The sequence below is a fragment of the Pantoea sp. PA1 genome (assembly GCF_056856975.1).
The window spans coordinates 764859-791455 of sequence record NZ_JBXGEE010000001.1 but is presented as its reverse complement, the minus strand read 5'-3'; the positions used below and the strand labels follow the sequence as shown (position 1 = coordinate 791455).

Here is a 26597-nt window from a genome sequence, read left to right as displayed (position 1 = left end):
GCTCAGTGCGATTAGTTAATGATCCAGGTCCCGCTGCTGCTGTTCTGGCAGGCAGTGCTGTCACCGTTGACCGCGACGCAGGTCTTCTTCTTACTGCTGCTGCGTGCACGGCGTTTTGGCTGATCGGCTTTCACGGTCTGATCGTAAAGCTCGCTTTTCACGACGGCGCGGAACGGCACATAGCCTGCCAGCTTAACGGAGGCCTGTGGCGCAGCCGGTGGCGTCGCCTCTTTCGCGCTGGCGGCGTCCTTTTCCGGTTCCGCAGCGGCCTGAGCCGGTTCACCCAGCGCCAGCCAGTTGTTCTCTACCTGACCAATGACGGTGTAGCTGTCACCGCTTTTCAGGGTCTCAACCACTTTGCCGCCAAAGCTGGGCTGGCTCATTACCGAGGCAGGATAGAGCGCACGGTAAGGCTGATTCACCGGCGTGAACTGGGCTGGCGGTTTAATCGCATAGCGGTGGCTGATCGCCACGCCATCGACTGTGCTGGTCACCAGCGTGTCATCCGTCATTTTTGGGGGCGTTTTACAGCCCGCAAGAGAGAAAACAACCATCAGGCCTAATGCAATGCGGAGCTTCACCATATTTTTCATGTTGTGTTCCATTCGTACCTAGAAGAGTGGCCAGGGGCCGGGTGTCAGTAATGAAAATCGGAGGGTGTTAAATGTCTGGCCGCTGATTAGTACCAGACCAAAAAGCAATCATTAAGCAGATTGCGCTGAATTAGCGTCTGAACTGCTGAAAAACGATCAACAAAGATTAAGTATGAAAAGCGACTTCGGCAGGCTAAGGCAGAGACGGGAAGAAATTACGCCTGAATGTAAATGATCAAATTGTTGATCTATTTCTTTCCGACAAAATTCCTGAGGCAGGGTAAATCCAGAGATTACTTAAGCCATCCATGACAGAAAAACTTTCGCGTTGACAATTCAGACGCCGCTGAAAGTTTAAGCAGACCGCACCAGCCACCCTTCCCTGACCGCTGTTAGTTGTTCATTTTAAACACTTTATCAATCCATGATCTCTCATAGCTACCGCACGAGTCAGGAAAATCCTGCCCGTGAGCCTGAAACCAAAATCCATTTGTAAATATTAGCTGCAAGTTTACATAAGACTGACGAAAATTCAACGGCACGGTTTTGGTGCAAAAAACATCAGATTTAGTTAACTAATTTTGTTAATACAAATCTGCCTCACTTTTAACCATCTACATAAGAGTAATCTTAACAAGTTGCGTTAATATGAAGTATTTTTACTCAAAAATATGACAGGGCTGAAATCAGCATTAATACCTCTCATGTAATGAGTGGCGCTATTAAGGAAAGATCAGAATGATTCGTGCCCCGGAAGCAGAGAGGCATCGGGCGTCGGTTCGCAAAGGAGGATTCGTATAAATTCCAGTTTATCAATACGTTAAAATATTGATGTAGTGCCTGGCTGCAGCCAGACACCCGGCGTGGGGAGAGGAAAGTAAGCGAAACGTTAAATAAACATGTTAAATTTTTTAACAGACTGATTAATTGTTCTTTACCGGGCCGTCTGACGGTTCCCGAAGGCAAAAATCACCCGGTACATTACATCCTCTAATCGTACAAAAACCACGCCGTAGCGTGGTTCAGCGGTGATAGCGGAGAAGCCGGAGAGCCGCAGACAGCGGCTCCCCATTTCAGGTTCAGAAGAAACCGAGCGGTTCGATACTGTAGCTGACCAGCAGGTTTTTGGTCTGCTGATAGTGATCCAGCATCATTTTGTGGGTCTCACGCCCAATCCCCGATTTCTTATAGCCACCAAAGGCCGCGTGCGCCGGATAGAGGTGATAGCAGTTTGTCCAGACGCGTCCGGCTTTGATTGCCCGGCCGACCCGATAAGCGCGGTTGATATCGCGGGTCCAGACGCCTGCCCCCAGCCCATAGATGGAGTCGTTGGCGATGCGGACGGCTTCGGCTTCATCCTTAAAGGTGGTGATGCCGATAACCGGGCCAAAGATCTCCTCCTGGAATACCCGCATGCTGTTGTTGCCTTTCAGCAGGGTCGGCTGAATGTAGTAGCCACTGTTGAGGGAATCATCCAGTTTCTCAACGCCTCCGCCCACCAGCACCTCCGCGCCCTCCTGCCGGGCCACGTCCAGATAGGAGAGGATTTTATCAAACTGCTGCTGCGACGCCTGGGCACCCACCATCGTCTCTGTATCCAGCGGATCGCCCCGTTTGATGGTTTTCACCCGCTTCATGACAGCCGCCATGAACGGCTCATATATCGACTCCTGCACCAGCGCCCGTGACGGACAGGTACAGACTTCGCCCTGGTTCAGGAAGCCCAGCACCACGCCTTCGGCTGCTTTCTCAATAAAGCTCTCTTCCGCCTGCATGATATCTTCAAAGAAGATATTGGGTGATTTCCCCCCCAGTTCGACCGTAGAGGGGATCAGGCTCTTCGCCGCCAGCTCCAGAATGTGGCCGCCGGTGGCAGTAGAACCGGTAAAGGCAACTTTGGCAATGCCGGCGTGGGACGCCAGCGCCTCACCCGCCTCTTTACCATACCCGTGCACCACGTTCAGCACCCCCGGCGGCAGCAGGTCTTTGATCAGATCGACAAACACGGTGATCGACAGCGGCGTCTGTTCCGCCGGTTTCAGTACCACACAGTTCCCTGCGCCCAGCGCCGGGGCCAGTTTCCAGGCCGCCATTAACAGCGGGAAGTTCCACGGGATAATCTGCGCCACCACGCCCAGCGGCTCATGGAAATGGTAGGCGGCGGTGAACTCATCGATCTCCGCCGCACTCCCCTCCTGCGCCCGGACGCAGCCGGCAAAATAACGGAAGTGGTCGACAGCGAGAGGCAGATCCGCCGCCAGCGTTTCGCGCACGGGCTTACCGTTATCCCAGGTTTCATAAACCGCCATCGTCTCCAGATTCGCTTCAAGCCGATCGGCAATTTTCAGCAGCAGCAGCGCGCGTTGCTGCGGAGAGGTTTTGCCCCAGGCTTCTGCGGCCGCCGCGGCCGCTGCCACCGCGTTATCCACATCAGCCACGTCTGAGCGCGGGAACTCACCGGCCTCAGACCCGTTTACCGGCGAGGTATTGGTGAAGTAGTTGCCGTTCACCGGCGCGACGAATTCACCATTAATAAAGTTGCCATAATTCTTTTGTAACGTGATCAGAGAACCCTGTTCTCCCGGGGCGGCATAACGCATGGTCATTCTCCTGACAGGTGACTGATGTAACAATGACGAAACTTATTATTAACATGAATGATCATCGCCAGCCTGTCAGTTCCGATGACCGGAAACTGTGACCGCGCCGAAGGAATCGTCGCTTCCGCTTCGTTTATAGAAAATTCCGACTTTTTTCGGAAAGGCTGGCAAATAAGAAACTAGTGCGTCACAAAGGGGTCAACGAGAGGATGAATTCATTCGGGAGATAAGCATGCTGGCTTCGGCTTTTACCCAGATGCGCGCTAAAGCCAATTTCGTGCATCAGTTTATCCGCAATCCGCGCATGATGGGCAGCATAACACCGTCCTCAGAGGCGTTATGCCGCACCATGATTGCCTCTGTTGCGTGGCCTGAAACGTTACGGATTGCCGAGCTGGGCGCGGGCGATGGCGTCCTGACACGGCGGATACTGGCAGAGATGTCCCCTGACGCCACGCTGGATGCCTTTGAGATCAGCGCTGCGCTGGCCGACCAGCTCAGCGCGCTGGACGACACGCGCATGACCGTGCGCACCTGCTCTGCGGAGTACCTGAACGGGGAATATGATGCGATCTTCTCCGGCCTGCCACTGCTATCCTTACCGCCCGCGCTGCGCGAAGCGATCCTGCGGGCGGTGTTTAATGCCCTGGGGCCGGATGGGATCTTTGTGCAGTTTCAGTACACCTCACTGACCCAGCCCGACCTGTCGCGTTACTTCACCTGGGAACGCGAGCGGGTGCTGAAAAATGTGCCACCCGCCTGGGTCTATCGCTGCCGGCGTCACTACGCGCCCTGAGCCTGCGCTGCGGCCGGGCGCGTCTGTTGCCAGAACTCCACCAGCAAGGCACGCGCCCAGTCTTTCCCCTCGATAACGTCCCCGCCATCAGACAGCCCTTCCGGCAGACAGACGTTCATAATGTGCCGTGAAAATTCGGGATGAAACTGCACCGACAGCGCCTGCGGAGCGTAACGCACAATCTGGCAGCCATCCTGCGCCGACGCCGCCAGCACCTGCGCCTGAGGCGGCGGAGTGATGACCGACTGCCGGTGTGACAGCCAGACGCTGAACCCGGCTGGCAGACCCTGCAGCAGCGGATCGCGCTGCGCCTGAGCGCTGCAGCGGATCGGGAGCAGGCCGCGTTCCCAGCCATGCGGATTATCCGCCACCTCGCCACCCAGCGCATAGGCCATCAGCTGGTGACCATAGCAGACACCCAGCAGCGGCAGCTCCTGCTCAATGGCTGCCCGGACCCAGGCCGCGCTGCGCTCACTCCACTCCTCATGATCGGTAACCATCGCCCAGGAGCCGCTGAGGATCGCCCCGGAGATCTCATCAAAAGCCGGTAACGCTTCACCGAGATGGGGCCGCACAATCAGGTACTCATGGGGTTGCAGATCGAGGGCGTCGATAAACCAGCGTGGCTGTTCACCAATCTGCGAAACAACGTTAGCGGGCGGGACTTCAAGCTGAATCAGGGCAAGGGGTAAAGCGGGCGTCTGGGTCATACCGAATCGGGTCCTTTTCAGAAGTCGTGTCAAATCAGTCTGCCAGCATCACGTCCGAAAGTCTCACTACTGCGCGCAGAAAATTTTTTCCGGCATTGGCTGGAATGCCGCAGTTCGTGCCATCATTAGCGGGCTAAGCAAAAAACATCGAAAGGATATTATCGTGGCTGTGCGGCATTTTTTTCTGATTCTGATGGTGGTCTCTGTCTGGGCCTTCAACAATGTGGCGGTGAAATGGGGCCTGCTGGAGCTGCCGCCCCTGTTTCTGACCTTTATGCGTTTTCTGGTCGTCGCCGTGGTGCTGGTGCCGTTTTGCCGTATTGAACGTAAGCAACTGCCCTGGCTGCTGCTGCTGGCTTTCACCTTCGGGTTTATGCACTTCTCGCTGCTGTTCGTCGGCCTGCGCTACACCGATGCCGGCACCGGGGCAATTGTGGTGCAGCTGGGCACGCCGATTGCCATGCTGCTGGCGATGCTGGTGCTGAAAGAGAAGCTGAAGCTGGTGCAGCTGATGGGCATTATGATCTCGCTGAGCGGTGTGGTGGTGCTGTCAGGCAGCCCGACGATTCCGTCGTGGTGGGTGCTCTGCCTGCTGTTGTGCAGCGCCACCGGCTGGGCTGTCAGTAACCTGATTGTGAAGAAGTCGCCGCCGATTAAGCCACTGACCATGACCGGCTGGATTGCCTTTCTGGCGATGCCGATTGTCGGTGCCTCCAGCCTGGTGATGGAATCGAATCAGCTTTACGCCCTCGAACATGCAGGCTGGCACGGCTGGTTCGCCATTCTTTACAGCGCCATCGCCTCATCAATTATTGCCTACACGCTCTGGTATGTGCTGCTGAAGAAATACAACGTCAACCTGATCATGCCCTACTCCCTGCTGACGCCGGTGTTGTCGGTGCTGATGGGCATCGTCGTACTGGGAGACAGTCTCAACCGCTTTAAGATTATCGGTGCCTCGCTGGTGATCCTTGGCACGGCCATCGCCGTGCTTAACCTGCGTAACCTGCGCATGCACGCCCGCTTCCCGCGCCTGCGGCGGCGTTAATCCGGCGTGCTATGCTTGAGAAAACGTACTCAGGGAGCACAACATGGATTCAGCGCGCACCGCCTCACTCTGGCAACAGATGGTGCAGGGATTGCAAGGCAGCGATAACGTCTGGCCTCTCCCCGCTTTTATTGATCGTTCAACATTCTCTTCCGCGTTTGCCGTCAGTGAACTGGCGGCCACCAGCCTGGGTCTGGCAACCCAGGCGGTGGCGGCGCTTCTCGCCACCGCCCGCCCGACTTATCCCTCCCCACCTGTTACCGTCAACGTCAGACAGGCGTCACGCTGGTTCCAGCAGAGCTTTCATCCGTTAAACCGCCCGGCCCCGGCAATGTGGGATGCTTTTGCCGGAGACTACCGCAGTCGCGACGGCTGGATCCGCCTGCATACCAACGCGGCTCATCACCGGCTGGCGATGGAGCAGGTACTGGGCACCCACGCCGATCGCCCGGCGCTGGCGCAGCAGGTTCAGCAGTGGCAGGCCAGCGAACTGGAGCAGGCAATTATTGATGCGGGAGGCTGTGCCGCCAAAATGCGCAGCGCTGAAGCCTGGCAGCAGCATCCCCAGGGTCAGGCGGTGCAGCGCGAGCCGCTGTTTGACTGGCACACGACGGATGCAGCGCCTGCGCCCGCGTGGCCGCTGGCTGAAGCACGTCCGTTACAGGGGATCAGGGTGCTGGATCTGACGCGGATTATTGCCGGCCCCGTCGCCACCCGCTTTCTTGCCAGCCTGGGTGCCACGGTACTGCGCATCGATCCGCCCGGCTGGGCGGAGCCGACGCTGGATGAGGAGATGAGCTGCGGCAAGCGACGTGCGGTGCTCGACCTGACACAGCCGGTCGATCGCGACCAGTTTATCCGCCTGCTGCGGGACGCCGATGTTCTGGTACACGGCTATCGGGCCGATGCGCTGGAACGGCTCGGTTTTGACGCCGAAACCCGCCAGTCACTCTCACCGGGCCTGGTCGATGCCAGCCTGAATGCCTGGGGCTGGCAGGGGCCGTGGCGCAACCGACGCGGTTTCGACAGTCTGGTGCAGATGGGCTGCGGTATTGCCGAACGGGGCATGCAGTGGCAGCAGAGCGATAAACCGTGCCCGCTGCCGGTCCAGGCGCTGGATCATGCCACCGGCTATCTGATGGCGGCCGCGGTACTGGAGGGATTACGGCGGCGTCTTACCGGAGGGCACGGCAGCCAGGTACGGCTGTCACTGGCGCGCACCGCATGGCTGTTGCAGCAGCACGCCGCAGGCCAGCACACCGGCTCGGGCATTGTGCCTCAGGTGAAGGACAACCTGCCCTTTCTTGAGCTGACGCCATGGGGGATTGGCGTCCGGCTGCGCGCCGCCGCCTGGCTGCCCGGCACACCACAGTTCTGCGCAACGCCGGGGTGTGTGCCGGGTACGCACCCGGCATCGTGGTGACTCAGGCGTCGGGCTGCTGTTCGTTACTCTCAAGCAGCTCGTTGTACATCACCTGAATGGCTTCGCGGCTCAGCATCGCCAGCGTGCGGTAAAACGCGGTGGTGGCATGCGCTTCCACTTTGCCCAGGAAAGCCCCGCACCACGGCAGCAGATACTCTTCGAACAGCGCCAGCTGTGCCGCGCTCTCATCTTCCGCCGACTGATCTTCCAGCCATGACGCAGAGAGCAGCAGAACACCAAAGTGATCCGCGGGCGCATCGCTCAGTGGCATACCGCGCGAGGAGAGAAACGCCCGCACTTCCGGCTCGGTTTTGCCTTCAGGCCACTGTGAAGCGTAAGGCGGCACGTTACAGTCGCTGCCGACAAACAGCGCGTTATAATCAGTGGCCAGCGCCTGAGGATCGCTGTTCTGTTGCAGACGGGTCAGCAGCTCATCCTGCTCCAGCGGCCACTGTGACTGCAGCTTACCCTCGCGTAGCAGGGTAAACAGCGGGACCAGCAGCGGGTCCTGCGGCTGACGATTAAACAGAGAGCCGATCACGCGGCACAGAATGGAAAACTCATTCATGAGTCAGATTTCCTTGAGGCAAAGTAAGTTAAAAGTCAGCCAGTTCAGCAATATGTTTGCCGCTGCGCTGCTCCAGAAAGTCGAGCAGGCGGCGCGGCGTGACATTTAACACCCGATCCTCCGGAAAATCCACTTCACGGGCGATGCGCAGGCAGTGTTCGAAATGGCCCAGCGTAAACGCGGTATGGGAATCGGAGCCAAACGCCAGCCGTCCACCGGCGTCGCGCACCGCGGCGGCAATCGCGCGACAGTTGGGTTCACTACCGGGACGCGAGTGGGTAAAGGAGGAGTTGTTCAGTTCCAGCGCCACGTCATAATGTGCGGCAGCTTCAGCGATAGCCGGGATATCGACCGGGAATTTCGGGTTACCCGGATGGCTGATGATGTGAACCTGTCCGCTGGCCATTGCGGCGATCATCGCGTCAGTGTGCTGTTTTTTGTCGCGCGGTGCATAAACCGGCTCGTGAAAGCCGGCAACGATCAGATCCAGCGCATCAAGCATCGGGCCGGAGCAGTCGATCTCCCCCTGCTGATTTTTAATGTTGGCCTCAATACCGCGCAGAATCGCCACGCCATCGATCACCCGCGGCCAGATGCGCATATTCACAAAGTGCCAGTAGTGCGGCGCGTCAGCCATATCAGGGCCGTGATCGGTAATGGCAAACAGTTTCAGGCCCGTTTGCTTCGCCTGAGCCACATAGTCGTGCAGCGTGCTGTAAGCATGTGTGCTGGCAACAGTGTGCATATGCAGATCTACCGGATACATTCTTCTCTCCTCCTGAGCGGCCCTGACAGGGCCGGTTAGTTAATAGCCGCGCTGCCGATCTACCCTGCCCTGCGGCGTTTCGCCTGCCTGGTCCTGAGTAATGGCGCGGGCGATATAGTCGATCGCTTCGTCGATCAGCGTGACTGCCGCATTATGGGGGGTAATTGTGACGCGCGGATGGGACCAGAGCGGATGCGCTTCAGGAAGCGGCTCCACCTGAAACACATCCAGGGCCGCCGCTTTCAGCTGACCACTCTCCAGTGCCGCCAGCAGATCCGCTTCCACCACCTGTGCACCGCGTGCGATGTTGAGGAAGAACGCGCCGTGCGGCAGCTGCGCTAAAAAGTGCTGGTCGATCAGGTTAATCGTCTCCGGCGTGCTCGGCAGCAGGTTGATTAACACCTGCGTCCCCTGCAGGAACGGCTGCAGAGCATCGCGACCGGCGAAGCTGGTGACGCCGTCAATGGTTTTCGGCGAACGGCTCCAGACGCGCAGCGGGAATCCCCAGGGCTTCAGGCCCTCGGCGACGCTCTGCCCCAGCACGCCCGCCCCCAGAATACCGACGGTAAAGGTTTCACGCGCATAGGGAGGCAGCGGCTGCCAGCACGCCTGCTGCTGCTGAAGTCGGTAGTCATCAAAGCGGCGGAACCAGGTCAGGACGCTATGGACAGCATACTCCTGCATCTGGCGCGCCATGCCGGTATCTTCCAGCCGATAGAGCGGCACGCTATCGGGCAGCATCTCCGGGTGCTGCTCCAGCTGTTTCAGAATCTCATCGACGCCCGCGCCGAGGGCAAAGACGCCGCGCAGGGTAGACCTTCCCCGCAGCATCTCTGCGGGAGGGGAACGGACCAGCGCATAATCGGCCGGCCCCTCATCGCCTGGCTGCCAGGCACGCACCCGCGCCTGTGGCAGACGCTGTTGTAAACCCCTAATCCAGGCCGTTGCAGACTGCGACGGGTGATACCAGATGATCTCCATCCTGCTCTCCTTTTTTTCTTTCAGCGTCAGGGAAAATCCCGGTCAGCGCAAGAAAAAACCCGCGTCGGGCAGGGCTTTTTACCCTAAAAATAATTCCCGTGGCTTCACATTTCCGGCTCGCTTCAGGGTGAAGTGTCAGGATACGGTCTAAAGTTGGTCCTGTGGTCAATGCGTTACGCGCGGCCGCATTTCGGACAAGGAGAAAAACCGATGACAAAAATTGAGGTAAACGCCGCCCCACGGCGTCAGCGTTATGCGCCCTTTCTGCTCACTCTGCTGCTGAGCGTACCCGCCTTCACTGCTCATGCCGACGATCACAGCCGCATGCTGGATAATCAGCCGCAGCCGCCAGACGTTCGTCTGGGGCCGCTGTTTAATGCCGTGCAACAGGCGAAGTTCTACCCGGACCAGAAAACCTTTGCCGATGCGGTGCCGAAATTTGATCCCGCGTCGATACTTGCCGACTGGCAGATGCAGAAGAAACAGCGCAATTTCGATCTGAAGCGTTTTGTTGATGCCAACTTTACCCTGCCCGCCGCAGGCGACAAATATGTGCCGCCAGCCGGGCAAAACCTGCGTGACCACATTGATGGCCTGTGGCCGGTGCTGACGCGCACCACCAGCAGCGCCGGACAATATGACTCGCTTCTGCCGCTTCCCAAACCCTATGTGGTGCCGGGTGGTCGCTTCCGCGAGATCTATTACTGGGACAGCTACTTCACCATGCTGGGACTGGCCGAGAGCGGACACTGGGATAAAGTGCAGGATATGGTGGATAACTTTGCCTCGCTGCTTGACCGCTACGGTCACATACCCAACGGCAACCGCAGCTACTATCTGAGCCGCTCGCAGCCGCCATTCTTCAGCCTGATGGTCGATCTGCTGGCGACGCATGACCAGGGCAAAGCGTATAGCCACTACCTGCCTGAACTGCAGAAAGAGTATGACTACTGGATGGCGGATAGCGACAAAGTGGCGGCGGGCGCGGCCAGCAAGCGGGTGATTAAGCTGGCGGATGGCACGCTGCTTAACCGCTACTGGGATGCCCGTGACGTGCCGCGCACCGAATCCTGGATGGATGATATTGCCACCGCGCAGAAAGCACCGCAGCGCAATAAAGCGGAACTCTACCGCGAGCTGCGCTCCGGGGCAGCATCGGGCTGGGATTTCAGTTCACGCTGGTTTACCGATGCGCATAATCTCTCCACCATCCGCACGACGCAGCTGGCCCCGGTTGACCTGAACAGCCTGCTGTTCCATCTGGAGCAGACGCTCTCTAAAGGGTACCAGATGAACAAACAGAGCGATCTGGCGAAGCAGTATGCCGATCGCGCAGAGAAGCGCCAGGCGGCGATTAACCGCTATCTGTGGGACAGTAAACAGAACTGGTATGCCGACTATGACTGGCAGAAAAAGCAGGTTCATCCGCAGCTGACCGCCGCCACACTGTTCCCGCTCTATCTGCAGGTCGCCAGCAATAAGCAGGCGGAAAGTACCGCCAGCGCGGTTGAGAAACAGCTGCTGAAGCCAGGCGGGCTGGTCACGACCACCGTGAACAATGGTCAGCAGTGGGACGCGCCTAACGGCTGGGCACCGCTGCAGTGGGTTGCAGTCGAAGGACTGGAGCATTACAACCAGCCAGAACTGGCTAAAAAGGTGGGATTACGCTTCCTGCAAAATGTCCAGAGCACCTATGACCGTGAGCATAAGCTGGTCGAGAAATATGTCGTTGAAGGCAAAAATCTCGGTGGCGGCGGCGGCGGTGAGTACCCGCTGCAGGATGGCTTCGGCTGGACAAACGGCGTGACGCTGAAACTGCTGGATAAGTACTGCCCGAAAGATAAAACCTGTAACAGCGCTCACGATATTCCTCAGGCGTCAGCCTCTCAGCCCTGATTAGTCTCTGAATACCTCTGGCCTGGCCGGAGGTATTCTTTCCTCACTTCAGCGAATTTTACTTGACGTTCTCTCATCCACAGGCAAAATTGCAGCGTTTTTACAAAAGGTAATAATTCTCATTATGATAATGAGATTATGTATCAACAAACTGACTACACCTGCCTGAACCTTTGTTAAGAAAGGAATTTCGATGAAACTGTCATTGCCGCTGAAAGGTTATGTTCCCCTCTGCACTCTGGTGCTGGCCGCGCCTGCCCTGAGTTACGCTGCCGATATGGTCGTGACTGCCCAGCCGCAGGAAGATGCGACCTCTCCCACCCAGGGCTATCTGGCGACCACCAGCCAGGGCGCAACTAAAAGCGATCGGCCGCTGGTGACCACACCGCAGTCAATTTCGGTTGTGACCCGTCAGCAGATCCAGGACCAGGGGGCACTGACCCTGAATCAGGCGCTGGGCTACAGCTCCGGTGTCTTTACTAACTTTGGCGGTGCCGCCACCCGTTACGACACCATCGCGCTGCGCGGCTTCCACGGCGGCGATGTCGATAACACCTTCCTCGACGGCATGCGGCTGATGAGCGACGGCGGCAGTTTCAACATTCTGCAGGTGGATAACGCCTTCCTTGAGCGCATCGACGTGATCAAAGGCCCCTCTTCGGCCCTTTACGGCCAGACGGTGCCTGGCGGGCTGGTAAACCTGGTCACTAAGCGTCCTCAGTTCGCGGGAGAGGGTCACATTCAGCTGCAGGCGGGAAGCAATGCCACCACCGGCACGATGTTCGACTACACCAATGCCATCAACGACCAGTGGGCGTACCGTCTGACCGGCGTAACCCGCAACAGCGATACCCAGTTCGATCACACCCGCGAAGAGAAATATGCGCTGATGCCGCAGCTGATGTGGCAGCCGGATGAAGATACCCATCTGATCCTGAAAGCCTATCTGCAGAAAGATCCCTCTGGCGGCTATCACGGCTCCGTCCCGGGTGACGGCAGCATCACCGAACACAACGGCTATAAGCTGAGTAAGGGATTTTATGAGGGCAACAGCGACCTCGACCAGTTCAAACGCCGCGAGCAGATCTACAGCTTCGATTTCGCCCATCGTTTTAATGACGTCTGGTCCTTCTCCTCAACCGGCAGCTACAGCCACTCGAATGTCGATCTCGATCAGGTCTATCAGATTGGCTGGGACAAAAATAATCCCGATCTGCTGAACCGCTACTATTCAGGTGAGCGCTCTTCGCTGGCGGCATGGGCTACCGATAACCGTTTACAGGCGGAGTTTGCCACCGGTGAACTGGAGCATCGCGTGACGCTGGGTGCTGAATATCACCGCTACAAAAATGAGATCTCCGCGGCAGGCGGCTCGGCTTCACAGCTGAATGCCCTGACCGGCGAGCAGGTCGGTGACATGCCAGCCTATACCTGGGCGGATAAAACCCGTCGTTACTACCAGACCGGCCTCTATCTGCAGGATGAGATGAAGCTGGATCGCTGGCATCTGGATCTCTCTGGCCGGTACGATCGCATCGTCGCCAATAACAGCGGCAGCGATCGCCGTCAGGATGATCACATCAGCGGGCGCGCTGCCCTGCTCTATGCCTTCGATAACGGCATCTCACCCTATGTCAGCTGGAGCCAGGCGATTACGCCAACCGCCCTCACCGATCCGAACAATAACCTGCTGAAACCGACCACGTCAGAACAGTATGAGGCCGGGGTGAAATATCAGCCGGTTGGTACACGCGATCTCTATACCGCTGCGATTTATGATCTGACGCAGAAAGATGTGGCGAACCGCGACGTGCTGACGGCGACCTATACGCCATCGGGCAAAGTTCATTCCCAGGGTATTGAGCTGGAGGCACGTAATCAGCTCACCTCACGCCTGAGCACGGTGGCGAGCTATACCCTGAATCATCTGCGCTACAAAGATTCGGTAGATGGTAATGATGGGCACACGCCTTACGTGGCACCAAACAGCATGGCGTCTCTCTGGGGCCACTATCAGTTTGATTACGGTCTGAGTGCCGGCGCGGGCGTACGCTACATCGGCAAGCAGTGGGCGGACAACGAAAACACCACTCGTCTGCCGTCGGTCACGCTGTTTGATGCCTCCGTTCGCGCCGATCTCGGCGCCTGGAACAACAGCCTGAAAGGGGCCTGGGTGCAGGTTAACGCGAATAACCTGACCGATCGCACCTATGTGGCCGCCTGTTACGGCACCGGCTACTGCTACCGTGGCGCTGAACGCAGCGTGATGGCGACCGTCGGTTACGACTTCTGATAAGAGCCTCCGTGATGCAACCCTCCGGCCAGCCCGGAGGGTTTTCTCCTCTGATAATCCGCCTTTTTCAGCCTCTTCCAATCCGCTCAGAATTATCTTTATCTGCCTGCAGATCTTTCCCTCCCGAACGTTCCTGAAATCCGCCCGGCCTTTTTTCTGCCGCTTCGCTCACAGATAGAACTATGGCCGAAATGGTGCGATGACACGCAGGCGACCCTGACGTATAAACAGAGGGTCCGGCGTTGAAAAGGAGTCTCTGACATGAACCTCTATGAACAACATTACAGGCAGCTCCTGACAAACGGCGCGGTGGCCTGGGCAGGAGAAGGTTATCTCAGAGCCAAAAAGCAGCAGGAAGAAATCTTTCAGTGGCTCCGCACTCACCACTATTTACCGGAGCCTGGCGCGCCGGTACTGGAGATGGGATGTGGTAATGGCGCTATGGCCGCGCAGTCTCTCGCTGAGCAGGGATATTCAGTCTGGGAAGTAGACTGGTCAGAGACCGCAATAGAATGGGCCGAAAAGCGTTTTCAGCAAGCCGGACTCACCGCGACATTTCTTGTCGGCAATGTCTGTCATATCGATCGCTGCCAGGCGGCAACGTTTGAGCTTATTATTGACGGCAGCTGCTTACACTGCCTGATCGACGACGATCGGCAGCGCTTCTTTGCCGAGGTAAGAAGGCTGCTCAGCCCGGAGGGACGCTTTGTGATCGGTTCAATGTGCGGCACACCTCGTCATTCTGCCGACATTGCGGCCTATGATCCCTGCAGCCATCATTTATGGAAAGCCGGCAAGCCCTGGCGGACCCTGAAGCCGCTCCCTGATTTACGGCGTGAAGTAGAGAGTGCGCATTTCACGGTGGAGGCAGTCAGCGTTAATGAAAATGCATGGTGGGATCACGCTACGATAGTCTGTTCGCAGCAAAAGAGGCTCACAGCATGACGGACAAGCGCGCTAAAAAGCGATCCGGTCTGAGTCATAAAAAAGGGGACGAATCACTTCGTCCCCTTTTTTGTTTAAACCGTTACGGTCAACTGCGTACCTTGCGGTAGATAAACAGCACCACGATGGCACCGATCACTGCGACCACAAAGCTTCCGAAGTTAAACCCATCGACGCGGCCGAAGCCAAACAGCGTACTGATCCAGCCCCCGACCACAGCACCGATAATACCCAGCACCACCGTCAGAATGAAACCGCCACCGTCTTTACCCGGCATAATCCACTTCGCCAGAATACCCGCGATCAAGCCAAAGACGATCCAGGAAATAATACCCATCTGTTGCTCCTTCCTTTTTTGATTACATCGTGAACGCCTGATTAATCAAGCGGTTTACTGCGCTAAGTATAGCGAGCTTTTCGGAAAGTGCCTGCCTGCCCTCACGATTTTTTCGGCGTACCCTGGCTAAAGCTTTTTTCCGCTGCGCCGATAACCGTAATGAGGTAGTCAGAACGTAAAAATAATAAAACCCCTTGTGGAGCAGGATGTGAAAGAAGCCGACCAGGAACAATATTTAAAACGTGGCACGCTGGCGGTTCTGGGCGTAATGAAAGATCTGCTGCGACTGCAGACACCATTACTGGTGCGTTTCCCGCGCGGGCAGTTTATCAGCCGGATGCTGGCTGCCGACGCAGACCGCCTGCTGTTTGACCTCGGCAGTAATAATCTGGATAACGACTACGCCCTGACCAGCGACGATCTCAGCATCACGGCGGAAACCTACGGCGCAAAGGTTGAGTTCAGTCTCGCCTCGCTGGAGAAGGTCGATTTTGACGGCCTGCCCGCCTTCAGCGCGCCGCTGCCCGAGCTGGTGTGGCAGATTCAGCGACGGGAATTTTTCCGGGTCACTGCCCCGCTGGCGCCGGAGTTCTGGTGCCATACCGTGTGGCCGGATGGCCGGAAAACGCGTCTGCGCCTGCAGGATCTGTCGCTGGGCGGGATCGGTGTGCTGGTGGACGAGGCACTGCCGGAAGGATTGCAGAATGGCGACAGTTTCAATCAGTTTCGCGTGGAGCTGGGTGAGTATGGTCATTTTGAGGTGCCGGTTAAGCTGCTGCACATCGGCGAACGAACTGTCGTGACGCATAAAAATGAAACCCGCGTGACGCCCCGTCTCAGCTTCCGGTTTGCCACGCTGAACCCAACGCAGGAGCGACAGCTTCAGCAGATTATCTTCTCCCTTGAGCGACTGGCCCGCGATAAATCGACCCGATTCCAGTAACCGCTTTCCGGATGCGCGCCCCCAGGGGGCCGCATCCAGGCTATGCTTCCTGCTTGATTTCTTTTAAACCGGAACCCAGCAAGGAGACCTTCCCCAATGGAAAACTGGCTCTCATCACGTCATTTTCACTCCCTCTTTTTTAACCAGACGTTCTGGCTCAACAGCGCCATCGTGGTGGTCGCCACCCTGGTGATCTACTGGGTGTTGCGCACCCTGATTCGCTTTATCTCCAACCGGATTGCCCTTTACAGCGAACACCGTCACGTTCGTGTCACGGCGATCCTGGTGGAGATCCTGCGAAGCACCAGCCAGACCCTGCTGCTGATCTTTTCGCTGCTGATTGCCCTGAAATTTGTCGATCTGCCCGCCTCATGGAGCGCCACCATCGCCCACGGCTGGTTCCTGGCGCTGATTGTGCAACTCGCCCTGTGGATCGACAGCGGCATCCGGCTGTGGCTGAAGAGCCTGATGCGCGATCCGCTGCACGTGCGTAATCCGGTGACCACGGTGATCCTCGGGATTCTGCTGCGGGTCGTGGTCTGGATCATGATGTTCCTCGCTATTCTGTCGAACATGGGTATCAATATTACCGCACTGGTCGCCAGCCTCGGGGTCGGCGGTATCGCCATTGCACTGGCCATTCAGACCGTGCTGAGCGATGTGTTTGCGTCACTGGCGATTGGTTTTGATAAGCCTTTTGAGCATGGTGATTTTATTGTCTTTGGCGACATTGCCGGTTCCATCGAGCATATCGGCCTGAAAACGACCCGGCTGCGCAGCCTGAGCGGAGAGCAAATCGTCTGCTCAAACACCATTCTGTTGCAGCAGACCATTCACAACTACAAGCGTATGCAGCAGCGCCGCATCGTCTTTAAGTTTGGCATCAGCTACGCCACCCCGTCGGAGCAGGTTCGGGAGATCAGCCCGCTGGTTAAGGCGATCATCGAGGGTGTGGAAACCACGCGTTTTGACCGCGCCCACTTCCTGGCGTTTGAGGATTCGAAGCTGACGTTTGAAGTGGTCTATTACGTGCTGGATGCGGATTACAACAAATATATGGATATTCAGCAGGAGATTAACCTGCAGCTGATGGCGGCCATGGAAGCGCGCAATATTCGCTTCGCCTTCCCGATCCGTCAGGTCGAGTTCAGCGGCGGCAATCTGCCGCCGGTGGATCTGGTTGCCGTGGAGAATGATAAGGGCGAGATACGTCAAATGGCGCGCTGAAGTGTTGCCTGGCCTCAGGGGGTTTCAGGCCAGGCAATCCGTCACGCCGCTGCGCCGGATCGCGCTTAACGCGGCTGAAAACGGCAGCGGGCAACAGCGTCGAGCCAGCCTTTGTAGTTTTCCTGCATAGCGTGCGCGCGCGCGTCACGGGGCAGGATAACGCTGCCCCCCTGCAGCGCCTGCATATCACTGCCCTGCTGCCACCATCCCAGCACTTTGCCGGCCAGCAACGCTGCGCCCAGGGCGGAGACTTCGGCGGTGGGCACCCGGTAGAGCGGGCGCTGTAACACATCGGCCTGTAGCTGCATCAGCCAGCTGTTTTCCGTGGCGCTGCCATCCACACACAGCGCCGGAAGCTGCTGACCGCTCGCCTGCTCCATCGCAAAAAAGACATCGGCGATTTGCCAGACGATCGACTCCAGCGCCACCCGCGCCAGCACCGCGGGGGTGGCGGCATCCGTCAATCCGCACACCATGCCGCGCGCCTGTAAATCCCACCAGGGCGCGCCCAGTCCTGAGAGCGCCGGGACGAAGTAGATGCCCTGATTGTCATCGCAGCCCTGCGCCAGTGCGGTCAGTTCACGTGGGTCCTGCACGCCGAGCAGCTTACCCAGCCAGGCCGCGCCTGAGCCGGTGTGGGTAATATTGCCTTCAAAGGCATAACGCAGCGTACCGTCGTGCCAGGCCACGGTAGTGCTGAGGCCATTTTCGGTCAGTAACGGCGTCGCCATGGACATCATCAGGGAGGAGCCGGTGCCGTAGGTGGCTTTTACGACTTCAGCCTCTCCGCGTCGCTGCGCCTGCAGGGCGGCATGCGAATCGCCGATGCGCGCCAGAATGGGGGTGCCCGGCGCTAAGCCGGGAATGGTGTTCACCGCCACCACGCCCTGCTCACTGGCGGAGGCGATGATGCGCGGCAGCGCGGCTCGCGGCAACTGAAACAGCGTCAGCAGCTCGTCGTCCCAGTCGTTCAGGTGCAGGCTGTAGAGCTGCGTACGGGCGGCATTAGCATGATCGGTCACAAAGCATTCGCCCGCGCTGAGCTGCCAGCTGAGCCAGCAATCAACCGTGCCGATGCAGAGCTCGCCGGCTGCGGCCCGTGCCGCGCCATCGGGGATGGCAGCCAGCATCCCGGTCAGCTTCGCCGCCGGAAACATCGGATCGACGGCCAGCCCGGTCAGGCCGCTGATCCGGGGGGCTTTGCCTGCCTGGTGCAGATCGCGACAGAACGACTCAGAACGGCGATCCTGCCAGCTTACCAGCGGCGTCAGTGGCTGCCCGTCGCGCCGCTGCCAGATCAGCACCGATTCCCGCTGATTACTGATCGCGACGGCGGCGACAGGCGCGCCCCCGCATGCCGCCAGACACCGGGTGATCGCCTCTCTCACCGCCTGCCAGATTGCCATCGGGTCCTGCTCAGCCAGCCCCGGCTGGGGATGGTGCAGGGTTAAACTCTGGCTGCCACGCGCCACCACCCGCCCGGCACGATCAACCGCTATCGCCTTGGCATTGGTCGTGCCTTCATCGATTGCCAGAATCAGAGGTCCCGCCATGTTCACACTCCTGCGCAGATGCGCGCTGCACTCTTCACCACGCTGCTGGCGTCAATGCCGTGACGGGCACGCGTGGCGGCCCGATCGCCGGCAATCGCATACTCCCCATCAGCAATGCCGAGCCGGACCAGCGGAATGCTGCAGCCGCCTTCTGCCAGCACTTCCGCGACCAGGCTGCCGACACCGCCATTGACGTTATGCTCCTCCACGGTCACGACCGCCGGATAGTGATTTAACAGGTTGCGCAGCTGTTGGGTATCACAGGGTCGAATCGATGGAACCGCGATCACGCCCGCTGAAATACCCTGCTCAGCCAGTTGCGCAGCGGCGTGAACCACCTCATGAACCGTGGATCCCATCGCCACCAGGGCGATGTCGCGGCCTTCACGTAACAGGTCGATCGCGCCGGGTCTGAAGCGGTAGGTGTCATCATGCAGCTGCGGCAGATCTTTGCCATCAAGGCGGATATAGACCGGGCCGACGTGCTCCAGGGCGTAATCAATAATCTGACGACACTCCAGCGGACAGGACGGTGCGTAGATCTCGATGTTGCCAAAGCCGCGCATCACGGCGATATCGTCAATGCTGTGATGGGTGCTGGCTAACGGGCCATAGCTGGCACCGGCATTCAGCCCGAACAGTTTGACGTTGGTGTTGTTGTAGCAGACGTCGACTTTTACCTGCTCATTGGCGCGTGAAACCAGAAACGGCGCGGCGTTGCAGGTCACGGCGATTTTGCCGCCCAGCGCCAGGCCTGCTGCCGTTCCCACCAGCGTCTGCTCCGCGATGCCGACGTTAATCAGCCGGTCGGGAAAGGCCTTGATAAAAGGCGCGATTTTGGCGGTGGAGGTGGAGTCCGCGACCACCGGTACCAGATCGACGCCGCGATTCACCGCATCGATAAAGGCCGTAACCATGACGTTTGCCAGGTGTTGTGCATTACTCATCTTTCAGTTCCTCCAGTGCCAGCGCGATCTCTTCGCCTTTCGGCACCCGGTGATGCCACTCCGCCTTGCTCTGAATAAAGGAGACGCCGAAACCTTTCTCGGTATGCGCCACAACCACCTGCGGCTTGCCGTTCTGCGGCAGGTTTTCAAGGGTGCTGACGACCGCCGCCATCGCATTGCCGTTACATTCACTGACCTCCAGCCCGAAAGCGCGCCATTTTTCCGGCAGCGGGTCCGTGTTCATGATGTCCCGGGTGGCGCCCGCCAGTTGCAGTTTGTTCTTGTCATTGATGATGATCAGATTGTCGAGCCCATAGTGCGCCGCCACCAGAGCGGCCTCCCAGTTGCTCCCTTCCGCCAGTTCGCCATCACCGGTCACGACAAAGATGCGGCGGGAACTGCGATCTTTTTTCGCCGCGAGGGCGATGCCTACCGCCACCGGCAGGCCGTGCCCCAGCGCACCGGTGTTCAGCTCCACGCCCGGTGTCTTCTGGCGCACCGGGTGGCCCGGCAGAGGAGAGTCAGCGTGCTGATAGGTGGCAAGCCACTCGGTCGGGAAATAGCCCGCTTCCGCCAGTACGCAGTAGTAGCCCCCTACCGCATGCCCTTTGGACTGAATGTAGATGTCGCGATCGTTATCCTCTGTGCGATCCGGTGCGCAGTTCAGAATACGGAAGTAGAGCGCGGTCAGGATCTCGACCTGCGACAGGTCAGCACCGGTGTGCCCGCCTGCCGGACTGCCCGCGTTAAGCTGGATAATGCGGCGGCGTATCGCCCGCGCCCGGCGTTCAAGCTCATCGACTGAAAGATTGAAAGGGTTCATGTTCTGCCTCTGAATTTTAAATCGACCGTGAATATATATTCACGATGGGTAAAAAAATTAACCGTTAACGTATCCGGTCCGGAATCGGCCGCCTGTCATCCTGTATAAATGCGTCGTTAAACAGCGTGTCAGATCGGTTCATCACCTGACGGGTATCTCCATCCCCCCATGATCCCTTTAGCCTGACAACCGGCACCGTGGGGACAAAAGGGCCTGCTCACGAATTTCAATGAATATATATTCAATGACGATTTTATATGCATAATGACTATGCGCCTCTGCTGAGGCATCGTCCAACAGGCGATCGTCAAAAAGCGAAAACGATCACAAATTCGCCTGCGTTGTGATTTTGATGATCCTGGTTAACAATACCGGGCAGACTCTGAGAGGGAAAACCGATGGCTAAACAGGATGAACAGCGACTGATGGTGAAGATCGCCACCCTTTACTATATCGAGGGGCTGAAGCAGTCGGAGATCGCGCAGTCGCTGTCCCTGTCGCAGTCCTTTGTCTCACGCATCCTTAATCGCAGCGTAAAAGAGGGTGTGGTCAAAATCAGCGTTGTGCCACCGGCCAATGTCTATCCTGAGCTGGAAAAAGCGATTGAGCAGACCTACCACCTGCCCCAGGCGATTGTGGTTGATGTGCCGGACCAGGCTTCTCCGCTGCAGATCAAACAGGCGATTGGATCGGCGGCAGCGCACTATCTCGAAACCCGCCTGCGCAACGATGAACTGATTGGCATCTCCTCCTGGAGCGGCACCATCCGGGCGATGGTCGATGCGCTGCATCCGCTCAACATCGCCTGCAAAGGGGTTATCCAGCTGCTGGGCGGGGTTGGCGCTAACGGCAATGTGCAGGCCACCATTCTGACGCAGAATCTGGCGGCGCTGCTGAACTGCCCCGCCTGGCTGCTGCCGTCTCAGTCAATCGAACATTCGGTCAGCGATCGCCAGCGGCTGTCAGCCAACGCGGAAGTTGCGGAGGTACTGGAGCAGTTTGAGCAGGTCGATCTGGCGATTGTCGGTATTGGCGACCTTGAGCCGTCAGCCCTGTTGCGCAATTCAGGCAACTACTACGATGGTGAAATGCTGCAGACCCTGGCGGCACGCGGTGCCGTGGGGGATATCTGCCTGCACTACTTCGATGCCTGCGGACAGCCGGTGCTGCAGCCGGAAGAAGATCCGGTGATCGGCATGGAGCTGGCGCAGGTTAAGCAGTGCCCGCAGGTCGTGGGACTGGCTGGCGGACGCGAGAAAGCGCCGGCGATTCGTGCGGCGCTGCTGGGCGGCTACATTAAAGTGCTGATCGTCGATTATCCGACGGCGCGGCTGCTGCTCGCGCCGTAGGGAGTGCGCCCGCTATCATGCCGAGGCGCTTTCCGGTCAGATCGTGCGGTAGGCGGTGGTAACCTTCCACAGATAGCGCGGAGCCTGCGCCGCCGGATGTTTGTTCTGGACATGCTGATAAAACTCATCCGGCGACATCGCATTGATCATCGCAATGGCACGATCGCGGTCGCGGGAGAAGGTTCGCAGCAGCGCACCGGCACCGTTGGCATAGGAGACGATGGTGGCATAACGCAGCGTCAGCGGATCGCGAATCCCTGACAGAGCGGAATCCTGCAGGATGCGGATATAGGCGGTGCCGATATCGATATTTTTAGCCGGATCGCGCAGTTCGGCATTCGATGGCTGACCGCGGCGACCCTGAGTCCGGTAAACTTCACGCCCGGCGGTCGAGGCTTTGATCTGCATCAGGCCCACCGCATTCGAACGGCTCACCACGCCAGGATTTCCCCCCGACTCGACACTGATAATGGCGCTGATAAGCTTCTCATCAACGCCATAATGACTGGCGGCATCTTCGGTAAACATTGACCATGCGCTGTTAACGCTGGAAGGCGGTGCCTGAGTGAGAGGCGTATTACGCTGTTTCACTGCGTGGTGCGGTGGCTCGCTGGCACAGCCGGTCAGGAGTAACGCTGAGAGTATAAGGTGTCGGATTTTCAGCAATTTTTCGTCTCATAGCGGTAGTGGCGAATGCTATCATACCCAGACAGCCTGAGAGCAAAATTACCGTTTATCCTAAATGCACGAAAAAGCGGCCCGTGTCGTGACTTCAGGGGTGTATTTCGTCATCATCGCCTCAGGTCAAGGGCGCTAACAGCAGGAAAGTATGATGATTTCACGTTCAGTTCGTCTTATCTCCCCCTCCGGTTACTGTCACAATCAGCCTGCGGCGCTGTGCGGGATTGCGCGACTGCGCGAGGCGGGCCATCGGGTAGAGAATGAGCAGATCATTACCCGGCGTTTTCAGCGCTTCGCCGGGACAGACGCCGAACGGCTGGCGGATATTAACCAGCTTGCCACACTCAGCACGCTGCCCGATGTGGTGCTGGCGGTGCGTGGCGGTTATGGTGCCAGCCGGTTACTGGAATCGATCGACTATGTCGGCCTGCAGCGTCGCCTGCTGAATCAGCCGCTGGCGCTGTGCGGGCACAGTGATTTCACCGCCATTCAGCTGGCGCTGCTGGCGCAGGTCGGCTTAATCACCTTCAGCGGTCCGATGCTGGCCGGCAACTTCGGTGCCGCGACCTTATCTGAATTTTCCCTGCATCACTTCTGGCAGGCTCTGACATCACCTACAGTAGACGTGGCATGGCAGAGCGAAACGCCTGATGAGGGTGAGTGGCAGGGGACGCTATGGGGCGGTAATCTGGCGATGCTCTGCTCGCTGACTGGCACGCCGTGGATGCCACAGATTGAAAACGGCATTCTGGTCATTGAGGATGTGAATGAACATCCGTTCCGCATAGAACGTATGCTGATTCAGCTGCAGCAGAGCGGCATTCTGGCGCGCCAGCGGGCGCTGGTCACCGGCAGCTTTACCAGCACCGCACTGACAGAGTATGACAACGGGTTTGACTTCAGCACCGTCTGGCAGCGGGTGCGTGAAACCACCGGCCTGCCGGTGATCAGCGGTCTGGATTTTGGTCACGCGGCTGACACCGTGACCCTGCCCCTGGGGGCCAGCGCACGATTAGCGGTCCGTCAGGGCCAGGCCAGTTTACAGGCAAGCGGGCATCCCGTTCTGCGGGAATAAAGAACGTTTCAGGAGATCGACATTGAAGCCGTTGTATGACGATTTGTGGATCTCAACCCCGGAATTTCCGGTGGAAGATGCCGTTAATGACCTGATGATGCATGGCTTTATGCTGCGTCACCCTCGCGGCAATCTGCTGATTGGCCGCGTAGAAAATCCGCTCGATCATGAAGTGCTGGCCGATAGCGGTGGCGTGATCCGCCACTATCTGACCCACTGGCACGAGTCTGCGCCGGGGGCGGCGGTGATCCAGCAGCGCTTCAGCAGCGCACTTTACTGCCATAGCCGGTCACTGGGTCCCATCAGCCGCTTCGCGGAGCCTGATGACACCTTTTCGCAGCAGGAGACGCACTTCGGGGATTTTCATCTGCTGCCGACGCCAGGGCACACGCCGGGCAGCAGCAGTTACCTCTATACGTCGCCGCTGGGGCTGACCTATCTGTTTGTCGGGGATACGGTGACGCGGTCGCACGATAACTGGATTACCGTGCTGGTGCCGGACAGTAATCCGACAGAGCTGAGTCAGACGCTGGAATTGTACCGTTCGCTGCGTCCCGACGTGGTGCTGATGAGCACCACGCGCGGACATCTCTCGTGGAAAAAGGTCACCCTGCAGAGCTGGCTGGCGGCGATCGATGAAGCTGAGCAGCACCCGCTCGATCTGCGTCAGCAGCCGCTGTTCTGATTACAGCGTTTTCGTCAGATAGTGGCGCTGGTGGTGGCGTGGATAGTTATCCAGGCTGAAACGCAGCGTATAGCCAAGCTTTTCATAAAACGGTCGCGCCTGAAAACTGGCGGTATCCACCTGGGCAAAGCGGCAGCCGCGATCCCGCGCCTCCTGCTCGGCGGCCTGAATCAGCGCGCTGCCCGCCCCCTGCCCGCGCAGCGCCTCACTGACCCACAGCATATCAATCCGCAGCCAGTTTCCGGCCGTTGACCCGGTCAGACCCGCCAGCTTTTTGCCCTGCTCATCACGGATGAAGACGCCAATCGAGCGGATCTCATCCACATTAATAAACTTACGGTTGAAGGCGGTCAGACCCAGTCTGACCTCATCCAGATCCTGTGCGGTAACCGTGTCAGTAATTTCAGGTTTCATCGTGGCTTCCGGTGTCAGGTATCAGGTGTCAGAGCGCGCTCTGTCGTCGTAGCGCTCCAGCGTCAGTGCATCCACATCGCGTTTTTCACTGCGGCTGCAGGGCAGCAGTTTATCGCTACCGCGATAAACAAAGAAGGTCGCCTGGGTGCGCTGATTCACAATCAGCTGATCGCCATTGCGAAAGCGGGTAATCGCCACTTTGTCGCCCGCCTCCAGACGGGTACGCTGCTGGCCTGCGGCAATCTGGAAGTGTCCGGGAGGCCACATCAGGGTGGATAATCCATATTCGGCGCGTGAAATGGTCATGGTCGCCCGACCGGGACAGGTGAGCTGAAATTCAGTTTCGCTCCATGCGGGCGCGACGTGGCAGGCCATCAGGCCCAGAGCAATCAATGCTGCCTTCATGCTGTGTCTCCACTGAAGAGGATTTCTACAGGAATGAATAGCTTAACATATCCCTGCCCCCTGATGAGGCACGGGCGCGTCGGGAACAAGACCACGAAAAGATAGAATCGGGGTGAGAAAAAGCGGAAAGTTGAGAAAAGATAAAGTAATCCGGTCAGCATATCAGCGCCGCATGCTGACCGGATAACGGTTATTCGGCGGCAACCTCTGCGGCCACCAGCATCAGCGCCAGCCCGGCATTCTCGCTGTCATACGCCTGCATCGCTGCGCGAATACGCTCGGAGCAGGCAACGACCTGTTGCTTCTTATCGGCATCTAACTGGTCAATCGCGTGGCGAATAATCATTAGACTGGCTTCTTCTTCTTTCATCATTTATCCCTGGATTTGCCTAAGTGGTGCGCAAAGGAGCCAAGAATACCGTTTATTGATAAGCAAAGTCACCCTTTTACATTCCTGTTGCTTAACGATTAAACAAATCGCAAACAGGAAGCGCAGCGGAAACTGCTATGATTAACAAAATGATGGCCTGGCAGAAGAGACGCCACGCCACGACACGCCCAGGGATTGAAGCAGGTAGAAAATCATGATGCGACTCAGCATTTTTATCCTCATCACCATACTGACTGGATGTTCATCTGGCCCGAAAGGGGTCGACTGTCCGGGTGAGGTTTCGACAATTTATGGTCAGCCGATGGGGCAAACGCAGGGGCGGATTTTTGATCTGGTCAGCGCCTTCACCGTGACCCGGGATGACGTCAGCGTGGAGAGTGGGCCGCTGCAGTCGCTGGATCGCTTTAAATATGTCCCCTCCGCCGTGACGCGGGAAGGCTACTATGCGCAGCGCCTCTCTGATAAGCAGTTCCGGCTGATCAATCCCTACCAGGATACCCAGATCACCTGGACCTGTCCGTAAGGGGTGAATCCTGCTGCCAGATGGTTTATTGTCAGGAAACGTCAAGCAGCAGGTTTCCCCGATGGAAAAGCGTCTGGATAACAACGGTTATATCGACTTCCCCTTTCCGGCCACCCGCAATGCGGATGGCTCCGTCAATCCGTGCGGTATTGATTTAACGCTGGAAACCAGCCGGCTGGAGGAGATTGCGGTCCTGAACCGCTCAGAAAACCTGCGCCGTCTGGTCGAAGAGGTCAATCTGCAGGAGGGGCTGTTTATGACGCTCGCCTGCGACTGGCAGCAGCAGGCCGATGCGGTCTGTGGCTTTATCGATGTGGCCTTTCGTCCCGATCTGCCGCAGCACGGTCACGACGAGGCACTGGCGCTGGAAGCGCATTTCATCCGCTACCTGGCCGGGCAGGAGAAGCAGCATAACCTGCCTGCTGAAACGCTGGTAAATTATGCCCGCTCGGTGCTCGACTGGAGCTGGTCGCCTCTGCGCCAGCGTCAGCGCGACTATGAAAAGATCACCGTTCAGTTCTATTGTCCGCAGGCTGACGACGCCGAATGGTGTTTCGATCACCTGCGTCATTTTCTGGTGAGCGTTTATCCGGCCTGCGTCACGGCCCGCTCACGCTGATCCCCC

At 58.0% G+C, this 26597-nt stretch carries 27 protein-coding genes; 13 read left to right on the top strand and 14 right to left on the bottom strand.

Annotated elements, in window-relative coordinates; all coding sequences use genetic code 11:
- Positions 1 to 11: 11 nt before the first annotated feature.
- Together AC1V0D_RS04005 and exaC are read right to left on the bottom strand one after the other, a co-directional pair.
- A complete protein-coding gene (locus tag AC1V0D_RS04005; protein ID WP_046101640.1) occupies positions 12 to 605 on the bottom strand; it encodes an SH3 domain-containing protein in 594 nt (197 codons plus the stop codon).
- A gap of 1067 nt (positions 606 to 1672) precedes the next feature.
- Complete coding sequence (gene exaC / locus AC1V0D_RS04000; protein ID WP_009090762.1) at positions 1673 to 3193, bottom strand: acetaldehyde dehydrogenase ExaC; 1521 nt, start codon at positions 3191 to 3193, stop codon at positions 1673 to 1675.
- A 232-nt stretch (positions 3194 to 3425) separates the two neighbouring features.
- Here exaC and AC1V0D_RS03995 point away from each other — a divergent pair, with 232 nt between their 5' ends.
- Positions 3426 to 3989 carry a class I SAM-dependent methyltransferase gene (locus tag AC1V0D_RS03995; protein WP_009090764.1) on the top strand — a complete coding sequence of 188 codons (564 nt, stop codon included), beginning with the start codon at positions 3426 to 3428 and terminating at the stop codon, positions 3987 to 3989.
- On the opposite strand, the gene AC1V0D_RS03990 is transcribed toward AC1V0D_RS03995, so the two are convergent.
- On the bottom strand, positions 3977 to 4699 hold the full coding sequence (locus AC1V0D_RS03990) for a glutamine amidotransferase (protein WP_046101639.1): 723 nt from the start codon (positions 4697 to 4699) through the stop codon (positions 3977 to 3979). The two genes, AC1V0D_RS03995 and AC1V0D_RS03990, sit on opposite strands and share 13 nt — an antisense overlap.
- A gap of 163 nt (positions 4700 to 4862) precedes the next feature.
- On the opposite strand from AC1V0D_RS03990, the gene AC1V0D_RS03985 reads away from it, so the two are divergent.
- Positions 4863 to 5747, top strand: coding sequence for a DMT family transporter (locus AC1V0D_RS03985; RefSeq protein ID WP_046101638.1), 885 nt, complete (start codon positions 4863 to 4865; stop codon positions 5745 to 5747).
- A 43-nt stretch (positions 5748 to 5790) separates the two neighbouring features.
- Positions 5791 to 7170, top strand: a complete 1380-nt coding sequence (locus tag AC1V0D_RS03980) for a CoA transferase (RefSeq protein WP_482907000.1) — start codon at positions 5791 to 5793, stop codon at positions 7168 to 7170.
- Position 7171: 1 nt separating this feature from the next.
- On the opposite strand, the gene AC1V0D_RS03975 is transcribed toward AC1V0D_RS03980, so the two are convergent.
- The 3 genes from AC1V0D_RS03975 to ghrA are packed head-to-tail and all read right to left on the bottom strand — an operon-like array spanning position 7172 to position 9485.
- On the bottom strand, positions 7172 to 7738 hold the full coding sequence (locus AC1V0D_RS03975; protein ID WP_482906999.1) for a TorD/DmsD family molecular chaperone: 567 nt from the start codon (positions 7736 to 7738) through the stop codon (positions 7172 to 7174).
- Between the two features lie 28 nt (positions 7739 to 7766).
- Positions 7767 to 8504, bottom strand: coding sequence for a phosphatase (locus AC1V0D_RS03970; protein WP_111209085.1), 738 nt, complete (start codon positions 8502 to 8504; stop codon positions 7767 to 7769).
- A 39-nt stretch (positions 8505 to 8543) separates the two neighbouring features.
- A complete protein-coding gene (gene ghrA, locus AC1V0D_RS03965) occupies positions 8544 to 9485 on the bottom strand; it encodes a glyoxylate/hydroxypyruvate reductase GhrA (RefSeq protein WP_154927833.1) in 942 nt (313 codons plus the stop codon).
- Positions 9486 to 9695: 210 nt separating this feature from the next.
- Here ghrA and treA point away from each other — a divergent pair, with 210 nt between their 5' ends.
- The 3 genes from treA to AC1V0D_RS03950 all read left to right on the top strand — a co-directional run bounded on the left by treA (position 9696) and on the right by AC1V0D_RS03950 (position 14619).
- Entirely contained in the window at positions 9696 to 11381 is a 1686-nt protein-coding gene (treA, locus tag AC1V0D_RS03960; protein WP_482906998.1) for an alpha,alpha-trehalase TreA, read from the top strand.
- A gap of 193 nt (positions 11382 to 11574) precedes the next feature.
- Positions 11575 to 13674, top strand: coding sequence for a TonB-dependent siderophore receptor (locus AC1V0D_RS03955; protein WP_482906997.1), 2100 nt, complete (start codon positions 11575 to 11577; stop codon positions 13672 to 13674).
- Between the two features lie 261 nt (positions 13675 to 13935).
- Positions 13936 to 14619, top strand: a complete 684-nt coding sequence (locus tag AC1V0D_RS03950; RefSeq protein WP_482906996.1) for a class I SAM-dependent methyltransferase — start codon at positions 13936 to 13938, stop codon at positions 14617 to 14619.
- A gap of 88 nt (positions 14620 to 14707) precedes the next feature.
- Here the strand turns inward: AC1V0D_RS03950 and AC1V0D_RS03945 are convergent, their stop codons facing one another.
- On the bottom strand, positions 14708 to 14956 hold the full coding sequence (locus AC1V0D_RS03945) for a GlsB/YeaQ/YmgE family stress response membrane protein (RefSeq protein WP_009090782.1): 249 nt from the start codon (positions 14954 to 14956) through the stop codon (positions 14708 to 14710).
- A gap of 208 nt (positions 14957 to 15164) precedes the next feature.
- On the opposite strand from AC1V0D_RS03945, the gene AC1V0D_RS03940 reads away from it, so the two are divergent.
- Both AC1V0D_RS03940 and AC1V0D_RS03935 read left to right on the top strand, forming a co-directional pair.
- Positions 15165 to 15899, top strand: a complete 735-nt coding sequence (locus AC1V0D_RS03940; protein ID WP_033736567.1) for a flagellar brake protein — start codon at positions 15165 to 15167, stop codon at positions 15897 to 15899.
- Between the two features lie 96 nt (positions 15900 to 15995).
- Entirely contained in the window at positions 15996 to 17126 is a 1131-nt protein-coding gene (locus AC1V0D_RS03935) for a mechanosensitive ion channel family protein (RefSeq protein WP_482906995.1), read from the top strand.
- A 65-nt stretch (positions 17127 to 17191) separates the two neighbouring features.
- On the opposite strand, the gene AC1V0D_RS03930 is transcribed toward AC1V0D_RS03935, so the two are convergent.
- From AC1V0D_RS03930 to AC1V0D_RS03920, 3 genes are read right to left on the bottom strand one after another with little or no spacing between them, the layout of a single operon-like run.
- The gene (locus AC1V0D_RS03930) at positions 17192 to 18679 is read right to left on the bottom strand and encodes an FGGY family carbohydrate kinase (protein WP_482906994.1); all 1488 of its coding nucleotides are present in this window, start codon (positions 18677 to 18679) and stop codon (positions 17192 to 17194) included.
- Between the two features lie 2 nt (positions 18680 to 18681).
- A complete protein-coding gene (locus AC1V0D_RS03925) occupies positions 18682 to 19626 on the bottom strand; it encodes a transketolase family protein (RefSeq protein ID WP_009090787.1) in 945 nt (314 codons plus the stop codon).
- Positions 19619 to 20449 (bottom strand): transketolase, encoded by an 831-nt coding sequence (locus AC1V0D_RS03920; protein ID WP_482906993.1) that lies wholly within the window; start codon positions 20447 to 20449, stop codon positions 19619 to 19621. The genes AC1V0D_RS03925 and AC1V0D_RS03920 overlap by 8 nt, the downstream gene beginning before the upstream one ends.
- 398 nt (positions 20450 to 20847) lie before the next feature.
- On the opposite strand from AC1V0D_RS03920, the gene AC1V0D_RS03915 reads away from it, so the two are divergent.
- Positions 20848 to 21798, top strand: a complete 951-nt coding sequence (locus AC1V0D_RS03915) for a sugar-binding transcriptional regulator (RefSeq protein ID WP_009090789.1) — start codon at positions 20848 to 20850, stop codon at positions 21796 to 21798.
- A 36-nt stretch (positions 21799 to 21834) separates the two neighbouring features.
- On the opposite strand, the gene emtA is transcribed toward AC1V0D_RS03915, so the two are convergent.
- A complete protein-coding gene (gene emtA, locus AC1V0D_RS03910; RefSeq protein ID WP_072215488.1) occupies positions 21835 to 22464 on the bottom strand; it encodes a membrane-bound lytic murein transglycosylase EmtA in 630 nt (209 codons plus the stop codon).
- A 166-nt stretch (positions 22465 to 22630) separates the two neighbouring features.
- Here emtA and ldcA point away from each other — a divergent pair, with 166 nt between their 5' ends.
- Together ldcA and AC1V0D_RS03900 are read left to right on the top strand one after the other, a co-directional pair.
- Complete coding sequence (gene ldcA / locus AC1V0D_RS03905; protein WP_325953212.1) at positions 22631 to 23554, top strand: muramoyltetrapeptide carboxypeptidase; 924 nt, start codon at positions 22631 to 22633, stop codon at positions 23552 to 23554.
- 22 nt (positions 23555 to 23576) lie between these two features.
- Positions 23577 to 24239 (top strand): MBL fold metallo-hydrolase, encoded by a 663-nt coding sequence (locus AC1V0D_RS03900; RefSeq protein ID WP_482906992.1) that lies wholly within the window; start codon positions 23577 to 23579, stop codon positions 24237 to 24239.
- Here the strand turns inward: AC1V0D_RS03900 and AC1V0D_RS03895 are convergent, their stop codons facing one another.
- From AC1V0D_RS03895 to AC1V0D_RS03885, 3 genes are all read right to left on the bottom strand, one after another.
- On the bottom strand, positions 24240 to 24653 hold the full coding sequence (locus AC1V0D_RS03895) for a GNAT family N-acetyltransferase (protein WP_058957481.1): 414 nt from the start codon (positions 24651 to 24653) through the stop codon (positions 24240 to 24242). It abuts the gene before it with no gap.
- A gap of 21 nt (positions 24654 to 24674) precedes the next feature.
- Entirely contained in the window at positions 24675 to 25058 is a 384-nt protein-coding gene (locus AC1V0D_RS03890) for a hypothetical protein (RefSeq protein ID WP_009090796.1), read from the bottom strand.
- Positions 25059 to 25248: 190 nt separating this feature from the next.
- Positions 25249 to 25428 carry a hypothetical protein gene (locus AC1V0D_RS03885; protein ID WP_009090798.1) on the bottom strand — a complete coding sequence of 60 codons (180 nt, stop codon included), beginning with the start codon at positions 25426 to 25428 and terminating at the stop codon, positions 25249 to 25251.
- Positions 25429 to 25642: 214 nt separating this feature from the next.
- Here AC1V0D_RS03885 and AC1V0D_RS03880 point away from each other — a divergent pair, with 214 nt between their 5' ends.
- Together AC1V0D_RS03880 and AC1V0D_RS03875 are read left to right on the top strand one after the other, a co-directional pair.
- Positions 25643 to 25972 (top strand): hypothetical protein, encoded by a 330-nt coding sequence (locus tag AC1V0D_RS03880; RefSeq protein WP_009090800.1) that lies wholly within the window; start codon positions 25643 to 25645, stop codon positions 25970 to 25972.
- A 61-nt stretch (positions 25973 to 26033) separates the two neighbouring features.
- Entirely contained in the window at positions 26034 to 26591 is a 558-nt protein-coding gene (locus tag AC1V0D_RS03875) for a hypothetical protein (protein WP_046101621.1), read from the top strand.
- Positions 26592 to 26597 lie beyond the last annotated feature (6 nt).

Coding starts and splice junctions, on each gene's coding strand:
- AC1V0D_RS03890 (WP_009090796.1), bottom strand. CDS start 25,058: ATGAAGGCAGCATTGATTGCTCTGGGCCTGATGGCCTGCCACGTCGCG.
- ldcA (WP_325953212.1), top strand. CDS start 22,631: ATGATTTCACGTTCAGTTCGTCTTATCTCCCCCTCCGGTTACTGTCAC.
- AC1V0D_RS03945 (WP_009090782.1), bottom strand. CDS start 14,956: ATGGGTATTATTTCCTGGATCGTCTTTGGCTTGATCGCGGGTATTCTG.
- AC1V0D_RS03920 (WP_482906993.1), bottom strand. CDS start 20,449: ATGAACCCTTTCAATCTTTCAGTCGATGAGCTTGAACGCCGGGCGCGG.
- exaC (WP_009090762.1), bottom strand. CDS start 3,193: ATGCGTTATGCCGCCCCGGGAGAACAGGGTTCTCTGATCACGTTACAA.
- AC1V0D_RS03975 (WP_482906999.1), bottom strand. CDS start 7,738: ATGAATGAGTTTTCCATTCTGTGCCGCGTGATCGGCTCTCTGTTTAAT.
- ghrA (WP_154927833.1), bottom strand. CDS start 9,485: ATGGAGATCATCTGGTATCACCCGTCGCAGTCTGCAACGGCCTGGATT.
- treA (WP_482906998.1), top strand. CDS start 9,696: ATGACAAAAATTGAGGTAAACGCCGCCCCACGGCGTCAGCGTTATGCG.
- AC1V0D_RS04005 (WP_046101640.1), bottom strand. CDS start 605: ATGGAACACAACATGAAAAATATGGTGAAGCTCCGCATTGCATTAGGC.
- AC1V0D_RS03925 (WP_009090787.1), bottom strand. CDS start 19,626: ATGAGTAATGCACAACACCTGGCAAACGTCATGGTTACGGCCTTTATC.
- AC1V0D_RS03875 (WP_046101621.1), top strand. CDS start 26,034: ATGGAAAAGCGTCTGGATAACAACGGTTATATCGACTTCCCCTTTCCG.
- AC1V0D_RS03885 (WP_009090798.1), bottom strand. CDS start 25,428: ATGAAAGAAGAAGAAGCCAGTCTAATGATTATTCGCCACGCGATTGAC.
- AC1V0D_RS03935 (WP_482906995.1), top strand. CDS start 15,996: ATGGAAAACTGGCTCTCATCACGTCATTTTCACTCCCTCTTTTTTAAC.
- AC1V0D_RS03970 (WP_111209085.1), bottom strand. CDS start 8,504: ATGTATCCGGTAGATCTGCATATGCACACTGTTGCCAGCACACATGCT.
- AC1V0D_RS03980 (WP_482907000.1), top strand. CDS start 5,791: ATGGATTCAGCGCGCACCGCCTCACTCTGGCAACAGATGGTGCAGGGA.
- AC1V0D_RS03990 (WP_046101639.1), bottom strand. CDS start 4,699: ATGACCCAGACGCCCGCTTTACCCCTTGCCCTGATTCAGCTTGAAGTC.
- AC1V0D_RS03895 (WP_058957481.1), bottom strand. CDS start 24,653: ATGAAACCTGAAATTACTGACACGGTTACCGCACAGGATCTGGATGAG.
- AC1V0D_RS03995 (WP_009090764.1), top strand. CDS start 3,426: ATGCTGGCTTCGGCTTTTACCCAGATGCGCGCTAAAGCCAATTTCGTG.
- AC1V0D_RS03880 (WP_009090800.1), top strand. CDS start 25,643: ATGATGCGACTCAGCATTTTTATCCTCATCACCATACTGACTGGATGT.
- AC1V0D_RS03950 (WP_482906996.1), top strand. CDS start 13,936: ATGAACCTCTATGAACAACATTACAGGCAGCTCCTGACAAACGGCGCG.
- AC1V0D_RS03930 (WP_482906994.1), bottom strand. CDS start 18,679: ATGGCGGGACCTCTGATTCTGGCAATCGATGAAGGCACGACCAATGCC.
- AC1V0D_RS03915 (WP_009090789.1), top strand. CDS start 20,848: ATGGCTAAACAGGATGAACAGCGACTGATGGTGAAGATCGCCACCCTT.
- AC1V0D_RS03955 (WP_482906997.1), top strand. CDS start 11,575: ATGAAACTGTCATTGCCGCTGAAAGGTTATGTTCCCCTCTGCACTCTG.